Source organism: Nocardia sp. NPDC049935, assembly GCF_055586645.1.
Window position 1 is genome coordinate 220,729 of sequence record NZ_JBVJHV010000009.1, and the last position, 12,957, is coordinate 233,685.

Here is a 12,957-nt window from a genome sequence, read left to right on the forward strand (position 1 = left end):
TGCCCGCACCGGCGGCGGGGCCGGCTCGTGGGCCGCGGAACCGGTTACTGCTGTGACGTGGTGGGCGGTTTGTCGATCGGCCGGGAGCGACGGACACCGTCGTCCTGTTTACCGTGGGTCGCCACCAGGACCACGAGGATCAGGAATGCCATCACGGCCGCGACGGCGAGCGCGACCTTGGGCTGGCCGAGTTGCTCGGCTTCGGGAGTGGGGGATAATTCGCCGCCCTCGGGCGGCTGAGGTCTTGACACAGCCGAAAATGGTAAACCGGCCACGTGTGGGGAGATACCGATACTGTTCCCCGCGATGGGAATTATGTATACCCGTCGCGCGGTGTGGCGAAACATTTTCCGGGAAGCTCGGCGGAGAGGCCGGGATTACCCTTCCCGGCCTCTCCTGGTGAACGAGTGGGATTCGAACCCACTACCGTCGGATTAAAAATCCGATGCTCTACCAGATGAGCTATCGTCTGCTCCACCTGTGATCGCCGCTACCGCGGGTAGGTGTCATGGTGAGTAATCCCGCGCGTTGCCTTTACGCCACAGCGGCAGGAAGAGCCGCCACCGGGAATCGAACCCGGATCTCGGGAGTGCGTCGCACCATATCCGCATCTCGTACGATCGATGGAGTTGTGAGCTTGGAGCGAGAAGCTGAATTTGCCGGCAGGCCCTGGCAGCGCCTGCCCGTGATCAGATTGAACTTCAGTTTCAGTTTGTGCTCCATCCCCCCGATGGGGGGAATCCGTGGTCCCGGCTAGCCGAACAGGTAGCCGAGAATGGCGTGACCGGGCTCGACATCGGTCACCGGTGTCGCGTTCGCGGTTTCGCGCGCGATGCGCACCGCGTCGAGCAACTTGCCGAGCCGGTCGGCGAGATCGCCGACCTCCTTCGCGGGCAGCGCGCCGGAGAACTTGGTGGTGGTCCACCGGCCCACCACCACATCCTCGTGGTACACCTCCACCTGCGCCGGGTGCTTCTCGGTCGCGGGCGCCAGCACGTGGTTGCGCGGCACCTTCTTGGTTCGCACGGTCTGCGACGGCTGGGTGGCGTAGCAGTCGGTGACCTCGTCGAACGACCAGGACTCGGCCGGATCCAGGGTCGGCAGTTTGGCGACGAACTTCTTGAGTTCGCTCAGCTGCTTCTCCAGGAACAGCAGGTAGGTGACCGGCAGATCGCGGGCGATGGTGGTGCCGTCGACGGTGAGGTCGGCCTTGGCCGAGCAGTTGGCGGTATCCTTGGTCGCGGTCACGTCGAACAGGCGGGTCAGGGTGTTCCGCACATCGGCGATCACCTCACGCGTCCGTACCTGGACCCGCTTGGACTCCGACGGCAGTTCCTCGCCCATATCGTCGAGCGGCCGGTAGGTCCGGGAGATACCCGCCAGCAGGTCCACCTTGCCCACGCGCTGGTAGGCGGCCGTGACGTCCGCGTTCGCCTGTGACTTGGCGCCCTTCTCGATGGCGATGAGCTGATTCAGCTTGGTGGACAAGGTATTTCCCTCCTTCGGTCACTGCCTCGCGACCGGGGGATACCGTAGCCCGGCGGCCGCGATCCGTGCCACCCGATATTCGCCGGCGGACCCGTTCGGCCGGCCGCGTGTCAGGTCGTGCCGAGTGCCGGACCGTAGGTGACGTGGACCGGGATCGCATCGTCCCAGGGCTGGGCGGTGACCAGATCCGCGACCTCGACGTATCCGCGCTCGAACTCGCCGGTCGCCGCGTCCACCAGGCGATACTGCTGGGTCTGCCGGTGGATGGGCTGGCCGTCGATCAGGACGACGCGCACCTCGCCGGGTTCGAACCGGCACCGCCGCTGCATGGCGGCGATCAGTTGTTCGTTGTGCATATGGCCGTCGCCGAAATTCCATCCCACCGCGGTGGAGCAGATGCGCTCACCGTCGGTGAGCACGTAGTCGGCTTCGTCCTGATCGGCCAGGGCGCGATGGGCGAGGGTGAACATCGCCCGGCCGTGGGTGTTGAAGGCGCGGAACGCGTATCCCAGGTAGATCGGTATCTGCGCGGCCTCGGGGCTGCCGTAGACCTTCTCGAGTTGCGCGGTGGGCATACTCGCGATCGAGACCAGGCCGTCGGCGATCTTCGCCATGGCGGACGGTTTGACGCACCAGAGGCCGGTGTCCCAGTTCCCGGCGTAGTAGCGCATTCCGGGCAGGAACGACACCTTGCGCGGGTAGAAGGCTCCCACCAGCACCGTGCCCGCGCTGACGAGGAACAGCGCGGCCACCGGGATCGGGTTCGTGACGTCGCTCAGCCCGATATCGGCGTGCCCGATGAACAGCGCGAGCACCCCGAACATCATGAACACATTCCATTCCAGCGGCACGCCCATCGGAATCGAGACCAGGATGGCGCCGTGGAAGCAGATCATGACCGCGGCGGCGATCGCCGTCGGCCAGCCGCCGTGGGTGAAGAACAGGACCAGCGGGACCAGACCCTCCACGGCCGTGCTGATATGGGCGATCAGGCGGGACGGGCGCCCGGGGCGCAGATCGTCGGGGTACTTCTCGAAGAAGCGGCGTTTGAGGGAACGGGGCCGGACGAGGGGGCCGTTGGCCATCATGGTGGAGATGACGAAGGGGAAGTGCCGGTTCAGCTTCGACAGCGCCGCGCCGATCCAGATGGTCAGGAAGACCAGTTTCGCCGCGACGATGGTATCGGCGCCACCGAACAGGAAGGTCAGGCTCAGCGCCGCGTACACCTCACCGCGTGCGGCCAGGAAGATCACTTTGTCGCGCAGGCCCGCGACGAGGAGAACACCCAGGATCGCCCAGATCTGCCAGGCCGGCAGGAGGCCGATCGTGGTGCCGAGGGCGGAGTCCGGGCCGGTGCCGTCGGACAGCAGCGCCACCACGAGCAGTACGAGTAGCGCGGCGTAGAGCGCGACGTCGAACGGCCCGCGCCGATCGCCGCCGGTGAGCGGCACCCGCGACGGCCAGGGTGGCAGCCGGATCGTGCCGGGGCGCAGCCAGTACAGGATCGAGCCCATGGGTGGCAGATAGCGATTGTTGAGCGGGCCGAATCCGCAGCCGAGGCCGATGACCTCGAACAGCATGGTGTAGAGCACGACCTTCTGCAGCACGATCGGCTCGGCGTACCAGGAGCCTATCTCCGCTATGCCGCCGATACCGGTGGTGGCCTGCGCGAACAGCACTCCGCCCAGGATGTACAGCGCGATCTTGACGACGTAGAACAGATGCAGCACGGCCGGGGTGCCGAATCCCACCTCCGCCCAGTGCCGCGCCATCGGCCGGATACGCTCCGCGCGAGGCCGGGTGTACCACTCGGCGTCGACGACGGGCAGCTCCGGTTTGAGGAATGCCACAATTGCTCCCGGACACGTGCTCGGACTTGCTTCCGGGACATGATGGCACAGACATCTGGTCGTCCGGACCGGAATACCCCGCCGGAGGTCTCAGCAGGCCGCGGCCGGATCGCCGGGCGGACTGTCCGGTGCGCCGGTCCCGCCGGTGCGGACCGTCACGGTGGCGCCCGGTGCCGACGAGGTGCCGGGCCGCGGATCCTGCTCGATCACCACACACTGCGACCCGTTGGGCGCCCGGCCGGCGCGGCCATGTACGACGATCACGAACCCGGCTTCCTGTACCAGCTGCTGGGCCTTGGCCGGGCGCTGCCCGAGGACATCCGGCACCGTCACCTCGGCCTGGCCGGTCGTGCCGGCGGGCGTGGTCTCGGTGGGGGAGTCGGAACCGCAGCCGGTCAGCCACGACGCCGCCAGCAGCGCGCCCGTGATCATCGCAACCGGGACTCTTCGCATCGAGTTCTCCTCGTCGTGCTCCGAGAGGCTTCGGGGCCGGTGGACTCCGAAGGCGGGCGCGGTGGGAGTGCGTTCGCCCGGCCTCGACAGGATGTCGCGAAGCCCGGTCCTGCGCAAATCCGCGGGGACCCTCGGCGCGGCACAGGTGGCGGTACCGTCGTGCCCCGGCGCGGCGGTACCCGCGGTGCCCGGACCGGCTCGGCGTGGCACGCCCGGAAGACGCTGTCCCGGTGTGGTTCCCGGGACCGTCCGGGGCGTCGTTCGGGTGCGCCGGCCGGCCGGTGCCGGAAAGGCCTGCCCGAGCCGGGTTCTCGACGGAGATCCGGCGTTATCTGGATCGGTCGGAGCGCGGGCGTGTCGTTCGCCGGATCCGCGTCGCAGCCGGTGCATTCGGACTGGTCGGCGGCGTAACCGCCTGGTCCCGCATTCCTTCCGCGCCTAGGCGAAGCGCGCGAAGGTAATTACACTCGGCGTCAGGATCCGGTGACGAGCACCGGGATCCGGGTGGGTAGCCGAAGGGTAGGAACTGTCGGGTTTCGCGGGGGAAGTGGAACTCCTCGCGAGCGTGGATCGGCCAGAACGGGAAACGCTCATGGGCAACGAAGCTCCGGACCGGCCCGCCGCCGAGTCGGCGGACGATCTCGCCGGTGACCACACCACGACGACGGTCTCGGCGTTCGTCGCGGACTGCCGCCGGCGTGGTCTGGATCCCGCGGTACTACTGGATACCGGCTTCCTTCTCGGCGGCGCCGAGTAGTTCGCTCGGCCGGATCTCGAATGCCCGGCAGATCTTGTACATCTGCGCGATGGTCATGGCCCGTTCGCCGCGTTCCAGCCGGGCGATGGTCTTCTTGTTGTAGCCGGTCTTCTCGGCCAGCGCCTCCTGGCTCCAGCCGCGCCGGGCCCGTATCGCGCGGACTTCCGCGCCCAGGGCTGCGTCCAGCCGCGCCTCCTCGCCGGTTGCTCTCTCCGGCTCCGCGGGCGTCGCATTCATGTCGACCATTCTGGGGACCGGGCAGGGTCTGATCAAGTGCCCGATAGTTTCGGCGTGGTGGCCCTCCGGCGGAGGAAATAGGAACCAATATAGGATTATAAGAGACCAAAATAGGTTGAAAAGAGACCGAACTAGGACTAATGTGAGGTAGAGCTGTTGACTATTACCGCAGCTCACGCCCCGAAGCGGCACGTCATCCTGGTCCGGCGCCGGAGTTCGGGGGATACCGGCGGCCAGCGGAAAGGAGACTCCGATGAGCTGGAGCGGAGACCCGGTCTGGCTGGCCGATGTACTTCGCGACGCCGGATTGCGCGTACTGGAACACGACGGCTGGCGTCAGCGCGGGCACGGCGACTTCCTCGATATCCGGGGTGTGCTGTGCCATCACACGGCGGGCGGCGGTCCGAACGACTGGCGCGTCGTCCAGGACGGGCGGCCCGGACTGCCGGGTCCGCTGGCGCAACTGGTGCTCGAGAAGGACGGCACCTATCGGGTGATCGCGGTCGGTGTCTGCTGGCACGCGGGCCGCGGCCGCTGGCCGGGCTGGCCCACCGACAACGCGAACTACCACACCATCGGTATCGAGGCCGTATCGCGCGGGACACCGCCGTGGGACTGGACCCCGGCCCAGCTCGATGCCTACGAGCGGGGGTGCGCGGCGATCCTGCGGCGTATCGGTCGCGGTTCGGGCGATTGTGTCGCGCACCGCGAGTACTCCAGTGAAGGAAAAATAGATCCGGCGGGAATCGATATGAACGCCTTTCGCCGGTCCGTACAGGCACTCCTCGACGGAAGGGGCGACGAGATGGCGTTCCTGGAAGAGAAAATCACGAACTACCACGGTCAGCAGGTGACGGTCGGCACCCTGCTGCACTATCTGGACAAACATGTCGGCCTGAGTCTGGACCAGCTCGCCGGATCGGGAACATCGCGCGGAGCCGACTTCCCCGGCTGGGATTTCCTGGGTAACCGCACGACCGCCGAGGCGCTCGGTGTCATCGGCGCCGCCTTGAAGATTCCGGGATTCCGCGACCCCACTGCCGACCGGCGCGACTGAGGCGAATGCCGCGGTCACGTCACCGAGAACGGGAGGACAGCATGATCAGTGAGCTGGCATCTGTCCTCGGCGGCCTGGTCACCGGCGTCGGGGGAGTGTTCGCGGCCGGGGTCTTCGGCCGGCGCAAACGCCGTGCCGACGCCGTGGCGGTGCTGACCGCCGCGGCGGCCCAGATGGTGGAGCCGCTGTCGCGGCAGATCGCCGCGATGGCAGCCGAACTGGAAGCGCACCGCCGAGTGGTCGCCTCCGCCGAACGCCGCTGCAGGCTGGCGTCCACCCAGCACGCCAGCTGGGACATCGTGGTCCGGTCGTCGCTGCTCGATCTCGGGGTGGATGTGCCTCCGCCGCCGCCCCTGACCCGCGACCCCTCCGGTGACCAGGGGCGCGAGGGTCTCACCGGCTGCAGCCCGTAGCCCGGGTGACCCGGTCACGGCGGGTGCGGCGCGCCCTCATCGCGCGCTCCACCCGCCGTCCATCGTGTACGCCGCGCCGGTGACCATTCCGGCCTCGGCGGAGGCCAGCCAGCCCACCAGTGCGGCCACCTCGTCCGGTTCGACGAGTCGTTTGATCGCGCTCTCGGTGAGCAGGATCTTGTCGAGCACTTCCTGTTCGGGAACTTCGTGGGCGGCGGCCTGATCGGCGATCTGCTTGTCCACCAGTGGGGTCCGCACGTATCCGGGGTTGACGCAGTTACTGGTCACCCCGTGCGGGCCGCCTTCGAGCGCGGTCACTTTCGACAGACCCTCCAGTCCGTGTTTGGCCGTCACATAGGCCACCTTGTAGGCGGAGGCGCGCAGGCCGTGCACGGAGGAGATGTTGACGATGCGACCCCAGCCCTGCCGGTACATATGCGGTAGCGCCGCGCGCACCAGCAGGAACGGGGCCTCGACCATGAGTGTCAGCAGTTCGCGGAAACGGTCGGGCGCGAAGTTCTCGATCGGGTCGATATGCTGCACCCCCGCATTGTTCACCAGGATGTCGGTGCCGAGGCGCAGGTCCTCGAGCGCCCCGGCGTCGAGCAGGTCCACCGCCCAGGCCCGGCCGCCGATCTCCGCGGCGACCGATTCGGCGCCGGCCGCGTCGATATCGGCGACCGTGACCGTGGCGCCGCGAGCCGCCAGCGCCCGGGCGCACGCCGCGCCGATACCACTCGCGGCGCCGGTGACCAGTGCGTTACGGCCCGCCAGATCGCTCATCGCGCGGCCATTTCCGGGGCGCCCGGCTTCAGGCTCTCGGCGTCGGCGCGATCGACGGCTGCCAGGTCCAGCCCGTTGGTCTCCCGGGCGGCGAGGACCGCGATCGCGCTGACCGCCGCCGCGCCCGCCAGGTACCAGGCGATCGGCACCGCGGAGCCGTAGGAGTCGAGCAGGCGGACGGCGATGATCGGTGCGAGTGACCCGGCCACGATCGAGGTCACCTGATACCCCAGCGACACCCCGGAATACCGCATCCGGGTCGGGAACATCTCGGCCATGATCGCCGGCTGCCCGGCGTACATGAAGGCATGGAAGATCAGGCCGATGACGATGGCGGACAGGATGATCGCGTTGTGACCGCTGTCCATCATCGGGAAGGCGAAGAAACCCCAGGTGCCCGCGGTGATCGCGCCGATCATGTAGACCGGGCGCCGGCCGAGACGGTCGGAGAGGCGGCCCACCAGCGGGATCGCCAGGAAGTGCACCGCGTGGGCGGCGAGCAGCCACCACAGGATCACGGTGGTGTCCACCTGCACCTCGACCTTGAGATAGGTGATGGTGAACGTGACCACCAGGTAGTACATGATGTTCTCGCCGAACCGCAGCCCCATCGCGGTGAATACGCCGCGCGGGTAGCGCCGCAGCACCTCCACGACGCTGAGCGAGCCGGCCGCGATCTCCTCGGCCTCCTGCTGCGCCGCGACGAAGATGGGGGCGTCGGTGATCTTCGTACGGATGTAGTACCCGACCAGCACCACCACCGCCGACAACCAGAACGCGACCCGCCAGCCCCAGCTCAGGAACGCCGCGTCGGACAGGGTCGAGGTCAGGACCAGCAGCACCACCGTGGCCAGCAGATTGCCCGCGGGGACGCCCGCCTGGGGCCAGCTCGCCCAGAAACCGCGGCTGCGGCTCGGGCTGTGTTCGGCCACCAGGAGCACCGCGCCGCCCCATTCGCCGCCCACCGCGAAACCCTGGATGAACCGCAGCGCCACCAGCAGCGCGGGAGCCCAGTAGCCGATCTGCCCGAAGGTGGGCAGGCAGCCCATCAAGAAGGTCGCGCTACCGACCAGGACGAGACTGAACTGCAGCAGTTTCTTGCGGCCGTATTTGTCGCCGAAATGCCCGAACACGACACCGCCCAGGGGGCGGGCGGCGAATCCGACGGCGTAGGTCACGAACGCGGCGAGGATGGCGTCGAGATCACTGGTTCCCTCGGCGAAGAACACCTTGCTGAACACCAGGGTGGCGGCGGTGCCGTAGAGGAAGAATTCGTACCACTCCACCACCGTGCCCGCCATCGACGCGGCCACCACGCGCCGCAGGCCGCGTGCCGTCCCGCCGGAATCCGGGTCCACCGGCCCGCTCTGCTCCCTCATCGCACTGCTCCTTCGTGCCCGGGGCCACATACCGCTGTGAATGTGATGGCCCCCACATATCTCGGCTGTATCGAGTATTGGTGCAGACGAAGTGCCCGGCAATAACCATTGCTGCAGTACCGCTGTGCAAAAATGCAGATATGTGCGCCGCCTTCTCCGGCCGTCCCAGCGCGGACGATCTGCTCGTCCTGCTGGCCGTCGGGCGGTCCGGCCGATTCGTGACGGCGGCCGAGGAACTCGGTATCAACCACACCACCATCTCCCGCCGGATCGCGGTGCTCGAGCAGACCCTCGGCGGCCGGGTGCTCACCCGGGTGACCGGCGGCTGGGAACTGACCGATCTCGGCCGGGAGGCGCTGGCCGCGGCCGAAACCGTGGAGTCGGCGGTCCAGTCGCTGGCCGCGGACGCGGCCGGGAACCGGATGCTCGCGGGCGTGGTCCGGATATCGGCGACCGACGGGTTCAGCGCCTATATCGCCGCGCCCGCGGCGGCGCGGATCCGGCGGCGGTATCCGGATATCCAGGTGGAACTGGTGGCGACCACGCGCCGGGCGTCGCAGCAGCGGTCCGGCCTCGACCTCGAGATCGTGGTCGGCGAGCCGCGGGTACGCCGCGCCACGGCCACCTTCCTGGCCGACTACCGGCTGGGTCTCTACGGCTCACGCGACTACCTCACCGAACACGGCACCCCGGCGGCGGTCGCGGATCTGGCCCGGTATCCGCTGGTGTACTTCATCGATTCCATGCTCCAGGTCGACGATCTCGACCTGGCCTCCGGTTTCGTGCCCGCGATGCGTGAATCCGTCACCTCCACCAATGTTTTCGTCCACGTCGAGGCGACCCGCGCGGCGGCCGGACTGGGCCTGCTGCCCTGTTTCATGGCCGACCGGCACCCGGATCTGGTCCGGGTCCTGGGGGACTCGATCGCGGTCACGCTCGGCTACTGGATGGTCGCCCGGGCGGAGACCCTGCGTCGTCCCGAGGTCGCCGCGGTGGTCGGCGCCATCCGGGCCGTCCTCGACGACCGCCGCGACGCCCTGCTGGGCCGGGGCTGAGCCGCGCCGCGGCGGGCGTACCGGCCCGCAGCGGTATAGCCTCCCCGTATGTCACCCGATCCCCTCGCTGACCTGGAACGCGCGTCCCGGGCGCTGGCGGACCTCATCGGGGCTGTCCGCCCCGGCCAGTGGTCGGCGCCGACGCCGTGCACCGAATGGTCGGTGCGGGATCTGGTCGACCACCTCGTCGGCTCGAATCTGATGTTCCTGGCCATCTTCGGCGAGCGCCCGATGCCCGAACGGGGGACCGATATCCTCGGCGCCGATCCGGTCGCCGCCTATACGGACTCCGCGCACGCCCTCCAGGTGGCCTTCGCCCGGCCCGGCATCCTCGAGCAGACCTACCAGGGCCCGCTGGGAGAGGCCACCGGTGCCGACCGGTTGCGGTTCCGGGTCACCGATCTGCTCGCCCACGGCTGGGATCTGTCCCGGGCGCTCGGCGTCCCCGACCGGCTGCCCGAAGATCTCGCCGAAGCGGCACTGACCTTCTCACGCAGGCAGATGCCGGACGGGAGTTCGCGCTCCGGACGGTTCGCCGTCGCCCAGCCGGTCCCGGCGGACGCCACCGCCGTCGAGCGGCTCGTCGCCTTCCTGGGTCGTCCGGTGAGCCCGCCGTGGACCGCGCCGGAGCCGATACGTAACGGGCGCTGAGAAGGACGGCCGCCGCCGCACCGCTCAGGAGCGGCTGTCCGGCGCCCGCAGCACCCAGGTCTGCAGGGCCAGATACAGGCGTGCCGCCGCGGCGGGTACCGCCAATTCCGTGCCCGTGAGCCGCTCGATACGTTTGAGCCGGTGCAGGACCGTATTGCGGTGCAGGTGCAGGCGTTGTCCCACCGCCGAGGTGGATCCCGAGAGTTCGTACCAGGCCAGGGCGGTGCGCACGAGAAGTTCGGCTTCGGGTGCGGGGAGCCGGTCCAGCGCGGTGAGCGTGTCCGCGCAGATATCCGCGGCGAGTGCGGGGTCGGCGGCGATCAGCGCGCGCTCGGGTGCGGAGCCGTAGCGGTGGATACCGGTCTCGCCGGGGGTCGCGCACCGCAATGCCAGCAGGGCCTGTTCGAGCGCCGCGGGCACCGCGGCGAGGTCGGTGAACGGCCGGCTCGCCCCGCCCCGGGCCCGCACGGTTCGCAGCGCGGTCTCGAGCGCGCCGGGCGCGACCGCGCCGGTCAAGGTGACCCTGTCCGCGGCGACGACGGTGTGCACGGTCGTCACTCCGGTCGCGGCGAGGCGGATATCACCGGCCAGGACCACGAAGGTGGCCGGTGCGGGCAGCCCCATCCGCCGGGCCGCGTCCGCGCGCCGGGCCGCCGGGAATCCGGGATCGAGCAACGCCCGCAGCAAGGCCTGATCGGATCGTTCGGTTCCGGGCGCCGCCACTCTCCGGTAGGCCTCGGTGGCCGCGACGGAGTACTCGTCGACGACGAACCACATCCGCGCGGTCAATCGGGCCAGCTCGGTGCGTTCGTCCCCCTCGGCGCGTGCGTCGACGATCTCCCAGAACCCCATACCCGCCACGCGGAAGGCATGCAGCAGGCTTTCCAGGGCGATACCGCGCTCGGCTTTGACCTGCCCGGCCCGCCGGGCGGGCTCGAGCGAGTACGGCATCCCGGCCAAGGCGTCCAGCAGGGCGGTGAAACTTTCGGCCACGAGGACCACCAGTTCGGGATGCCCGAATGCGGCCGTATCGTCGTAGCCCGCATCATCCTGTTCGATGCGGGTCGCCACCAGTTCGGCGATCGCCGGTGTATCGGCGCGTAGTTCGGCCAGCAGGCGCGAATGCTCGGAGTGCGGTTTCCGGCTCACCGCCGTCAACCTAGCGCGGGTTGTGCCCGGGCACCCCGAAGTCCGCCGAAGTGGGGGCGCGGGCCCATCGTCGTGGGGCCGGTATCGCCGGATACTGGACCTCCCGGAGGGATACGGACGTCGCACGGATCGAAACCGTGCTCGTGCAACGGGTTCCGTATCGCTTCGCCGGAAGACCACGTCCCCGTCGATCGGAGTGCGACCGTGACCACGACCACCCGTGAACTGTTCGAGCGCTATCACGCCTGCTGGGCCGACCGCGATCCCGACCGGATCGTCGCGCTGCACACCCCGGATTCGGTGTTCCACCTGCATTCGGGCCAGGAACCCGCCCGCGGCCGGGCCGCCATCCGGGAGGCCGCGGCGGGAACCTTCGCCCTGATACCGGATCTCACCTTCCACGAGGTGTCGCTGCGGGTGGGACCGGATTTCTGGGTGGTGCAGTGGCAGCTGACGGGGACCTCGGCGACGGGCCGCGCTGTCCGCGTGGACCTCGCGGATTTCGTGCTGGTCGAGAACGGCGCGGTGCGGGAGAAGCACTCCTATGTCGACGGGGTCGCCATGCAGGCCGCGCTGGCGTGAATCACCTCAGTCCAGGCAGAACTCGTTCCCCTCGGGATCGGCCATCACGATGAACCCGGCGCTCAACGGCGGCTGCGGCTCGTCGCGGCGGATCCGGGTCGCCCCGAGCGCGACGAGCCGGACGCATTCGGCTTCCAGCGCGGCCATCCGTTCCTCGCCCTGCAAACCGGGTGCGGCCCGGACATCGAGATGGACGCGGTTCTTGGCGACCTTGTCCTCGGGAACCTGCTGGAAGAACAGTCGTGGTCCGGCGCCGTCCGGATCTTCGACGGCCGATCGCGTATTGCGCTGGTCCGCCGGGACCCCGATCCCCGCCAGGAAGTCCTCCCACGCGGCCAGCGGATCTGCGCCCGCGGGCAGGTCGACGCCGGGTGGGCCGGGGTGTACATAGCCCAGCACATCGCGCCAGAAGGTCGACAAGGCGCGCGGATCGCGGGCGTCGAAGGTGATCTGGATATCGCGGCTCATCGGGATTCTCCGTTCGGCAGGGATGTCGTATGCAGGTAGAGATCGCGAAGCAGGCACACTTCGGACAGGTGATGGATCAGTTCGCGCTGGATATGCAGTACCAGATCGGCCATCGGCGCCTCCGGATACGGCTCCGGCGCGCCGATCGGAGCCCGCAGCGCGGCCCGGTCGAGCGCGCGGACACCGGACGACCAGATCGCCAGCTGGTCGTCGAGCTGGCGCAGCGCGGTCGCCGCGTCGCCGGCGTAGTCCCAGCTCTGATAGGACGCCTCGGGGGCGCCGAAGCGCGTGGCATTGCGGGCGGCGAGAACGCCGACGATCACATGACCGAGCCGCCAGGCGATCGTGGTGAACGGGGTGGGGTCCGGTTCGGGAAAAGCGAAGTCGATCGTGAACTCTCCCGATCCGGCCTGCACCGGCGCCGTCGAGGTGCCGCGCGGGCGTAGGTTCCACTCGCCGGGGACCGGCGACCAGAAGTATTCGTCGTCGGTGAGGCCCTCGATCCGGGGCCGGAGTTGATGGTTCCAATGGAACTCCCACTGTTCGCGCAGGGTGCGGTTCCAATCGAGTTCGTCGTCCATGGGCTCAGCCTGCCACCAAACGAGGACAGGAACGGTCCGCTATCTCTGGCATCG

16 protein-coding genes are annotated in these 12,957 nt (G+C 68.8%); 6 read left to right on the forward strand and 10 right to left on the reverse strand.

The window, feature by feature from the left end; genetic code table 11:
• Window positions 1–44: 44 nt before the first annotated feature.
• The 4 genes from ACZ6SF_RS29595 to ACZ6SF_RS29610 all read right to left on the reverse strand — a co-directional run bounded on the left by ACZ6SF_RS29595 (window position 45) and on the right by ACZ6SF_RS29610 (window position 3,791).
• A complete protein-coding gene (locus tag ACZ6SF_RS29595) occupies window positions 45–251 on the reverse strand; it encodes a hypothetical protein (RefSeq protein ID WP_466066500.1) in 207 nt (68 codons plus the stop codon).
• Between the two features lie 502 nt (window positions 252–753).
• The gene (locus ACZ6SF_RS29600) at window positions 754–1,488 is read right to left on the reverse strand and encodes a DUF7873 family protein (RefSeq protein ID WP_466066502.1); all 735 of its coding nucleotides are present in this window, start codon (window positions 1,486–1,488) and stop codon (window positions 754–756) included.
• 110 nt (window positions 1,489–1,598) lie between these two features.
• Window positions 1,599–3,338, reverse strand: coding sequence for a DUF3556 domain-containing protein (locus ACZ6SF_RS29605; protein ID WP_466066504.1), 1,740 nt, complete (start codon window positions 3,336–3,338; stop codon window positions 1,599–1,601).
• A gap of 90 nt (window positions 3,339–3,428) precedes the next feature.
• A complete protein-coding gene (locus ACZ6SF_RS29610; protein WP_466066505.1) occupies window positions 3,429–3,791 on the reverse strand; it encodes a PASTA domain-containing protein in 363 nt (120 codons plus the stop codon).
• Between the two features lie 592 nt (window positions 3,792–4,383).
• On the opposite strand from ACZ6SF_RS29610, the gene ACZ6SF_RS29615 reads away from it, so the two are divergent.
• The gene (locus ACZ6SF_RS29615; protein WP_466066506.1) at window positions 4,384–4,548 is read left to right on the forward strand and encodes a hypothetical protein; all 165 of its coding nucleotides are present in this window, start codon (window positions 4,384–4,386) and stop codon (window positions 4,546–4,548) included.
• Here ACZ6SF_RS29615 and ACZ6SF_RS29620 read toward each other — a convergent pair.
• Complete coding sequence (locus ACZ6SF_RS29620; protein WP_466066508.1) at window positions 4,510–4,785, reverse strand: helix-turn-helix domain-containing protein; 276 nt, start codon at window positions 4,783–4,785, stop codon at window positions 4,510–4,512. The two genes, ACZ6SF_RS29615 and ACZ6SF_RS29620, sit on opposite strands and share 39 nt — an antisense overlap.
• Window positions 4,786–5,038: 253 nt before the next feature.
• On the opposite strand from ACZ6SF_RS29620, the gene ACZ6SF_RS29625 reads away from it, so the two are divergent.
• Both ACZ6SF_RS29625 and ACZ6SF_RS29630 read left to right on the forward strand, forming a co-directional pair.
• Complete coding sequence (locus tag ACZ6SF_RS29625) at window positions 5,039–5,842, forward strand: peptidoglycan recognition protein family protein (protein ID WP_466066510.1); 804 nt, start codon at window positions 5,039–5,041, stop codon at window positions 5,840–5,842.
• Between the two features lie 41 nt (window positions 5,843–5,883).
• The gene (locus ACZ6SF_RS29630) at window positions 5,884–6,255 is read left to right on the forward strand and encodes a hypothetical protein (protein WP_466066512.1); all 372 of its coding nucleotides are present in this window, start codon (window positions 5,884–5,886) and stop codon (window positions 6,253–6,255) included.
• Between the two features lie 36 nt (window positions 6,256–6,291).
• On the opposite strand, the gene ACZ6SF_RS29635 is transcribed toward ACZ6SF_RS29630, so the two are convergent.
• Together ACZ6SF_RS29635 and ACZ6SF_RS29640 are read right to left on the reverse strand one after the other, a co-directional pair.
• A complete protein-coding gene (locus ACZ6SF_RS29635; RefSeq protein ID WP_466066514.1) occupies window positions 6,292–7,038 on the reverse strand; it encodes a 3-hydroxybutyrate dehydrogenase in 747 nt (248 codons plus the stop codon).
• Window positions 7,035–8,417 carry an MFS transporter gene (locus tag ACZ6SF_RS29640; protein WP_466066516.1) on the reverse strand — a complete coding sequence of 461 codons (1,383 nt, stop codon included), beginning with the start codon at window positions 8,415–8,417 and terminating at the stop codon, window positions 7,035–7,037. The genes ACZ6SF_RS29635 and ACZ6SF_RS29640 overlap by 4 nt, the downstream gene beginning before the upstream one ends.
• 140 nt (window positions 8,418–8,557) lie before the next feature.
• Here ACZ6SF_RS29640 and ACZ6SF_RS29645 point away from each other — a divergent pair, with 140 nt between their 5' ends.
• Together ACZ6SF_RS29645 and ACZ6SF_RS29650 are read left to right on the forward strand one after the other, a co-directional pair.
• Window positions 8,558–9,472, forward strand: coding sequence for a LysR family transcriptional regulator (locus ACZ6SF_RS29645; RefSeq protein WP_466066518.1), 915 nt, complete (start codon window positions 8,558–8,560; stop codon window positions 9,470–9,472).
• A gap of 48 nt (window positions 9,473–9,520) precedes the next feature.
• The gene (locus ACZ6SF_RS29650) at window positions 9,521–10,123 is read left to right on the forward strand and encodes a TIGR03086 family metal-binding protein (protein WP_466066519.1); all 603 of its coding nucleotides are present in this window, start codon (window positions 9,521–9,523) and stop codon (window positions 10,121–10,123) included.
• A 24-nt stretch (window positions 10,124–10,147) separates the two neighbouring features.
• Here the strand turns inward: ACZ6SF_RS29650 and ACZ6SF_RS29655 are convergent, their stop codons facing one another.
• The gene (locus tag ACZ6SF_RS29655; RefSeq protein ID WP_466066521.1) at window positions 10,148–11,272 is read right to left on the reverse strand and encodes an RsbRD N-terminal domain-containing protein; all 1,125 of its coding nucleotides are present in this window, start codon (window positions 11,270–11,272) and stop codon (window positions 10,148–10,150) included.
• A gap of 204 nt (window positions 11,273–11,476) precedes the next feature.
• On the opposite strand from ACZ6SF_RS29655, the gene ACZ6SF_RS29660 reads away from it, so the two are divergent.
• The gene (locus ACZ6SF_RS29660) at window positions 11,477–11,854 is read left to right on the forward strand and encodes a nuclear transport factor 2 family protein (RefSeq protein WP_466066523.1); all 378 of its coding nucleotides are present in this window, start codon (window positions 11,477–11,479) and stop codon (window positions 11,852–11,854) included.
• A gap of 6 nt (window positions 11,855–11,860) precedes the next feature.
• On the opposite strand, the gene ACZ6SF_RS29665 is transcribed toward ACZ6SF_RS29660, so the two are convergent.
• Window positions 11,861–12,322, reverse strand: a complete 462-nt coding sequence (locus ACZ6SF_RS29665) for a VOC family protein (RefSeq protein ID WP_466066525.1) — start codon at window positions 12,320–12,322, stop codon at window positions 11,861–11,863.
• On the reverse strand, window positions 12,319–12,903 hold the full coding sequence (locus ACZ6SF_RS29670) for a DinB family protein (protein ID WP_466066527.1): 585 nt from the start codon (window positions 12,901–12,903) through the stop codon (window positions 12,319–12,321). Before ACZ6SF_RS29670 ends, ACZ6SF_RS29665 begins: the two co-directional genes overlap by 4 nt.
• Window positions 12,904–12,957 lie beyond the last annotated feature (54 nt).

What these genes read in the sequence shown, in the direction of transcription:
- ACZ6SF_RS29650 (WP_466066519.1), top strand. Translation starts at nt 9,521, where the DNA reads ATGTCACCCGATCCCCTCGCTGACCTGGAACGCGCGTCCCGGGCGCTG.
- ACZ6SF_RS29635 (WP_466066514.1), bottom strand. Translation starts at nt 7,038, where the DNA reads ATGAGCGATCTGGCGGGCCGTAACGCACTGGTCACCGGCGCCGCGAGT.
- ACZ6SF_RS29670 (WP_466066527.1), bottom strand. Translation starts at nt 12,903, where the DNA reads ATGGACGACGAACTCGATTGGAACCGCACCCTGCGCGAACAGTGGGAG.
- ACZ6SF_RS29665 (WP_466066525.1), bottom strand. Translation starts at nt 12,322, where the DNA reads ATGAGCCGCGATATCCAGATCACCTTCGACGCCCGCGATCCGCGCGCC.
- ACZ6SF_RS29620 (WP_466066508.1), bottom strand. Translation starts at nt 4,785, where the DNA reads ATGAATGCGACGCCCGCGGAGCCGGAGAGAGCAACCGGCGAGGAGGCG.
- ACZ6SF_RS29640 (WP_466066516.1), bottom strand. Translation starts at nt 8,417, where the DNA reads ATGAGGGAGCAGAGCGGGCCGGTGGACCCGGATTCCGGCGGGACGGCA.
- ACZ6SF_RS29625 (WP_466066510.1), top strand. Translation starts at nt 5,039, where the DNA reads ATGAGCTGGAGCGGAGACCCGGTCTGGCTGGCCGATGTACTTCGCGAC.
- ACZ6SF_RS29615 (WP_466066506.1), top strand. Translation starts at nt 4,384, where the DNA reads ATGGGCAACGAAGCTCCGGACCGGCCCGCCGCCGAGTCGGCGGACGAT.
- ACZ6SF_RS29630 (WP_466066512.1), top strand. Translation starts at nt 5,884, where the DNA reads ATGATCAGTGAGCTGGCATCTGTCCTCGGCGGCCTGGTCACCGGCGTC.
- ACZ6SF_RS29610 (WP_466066505.1), bottom strand. Translation starts at nt 3,791, where the DNA reads ATGCGAAGAGTCCCGGTTGCGATGATCACGGGCGCGCTGCTGGCGGCG.
- ACZ6SF_RS29645 (WP_466066518.1), top strand. Translation starts at nt 8,558, where the DNA reads ATGTGCGCCGCCTTCTCCGGCCGTCCCAGCGCGGACGATCTGCTCGTC.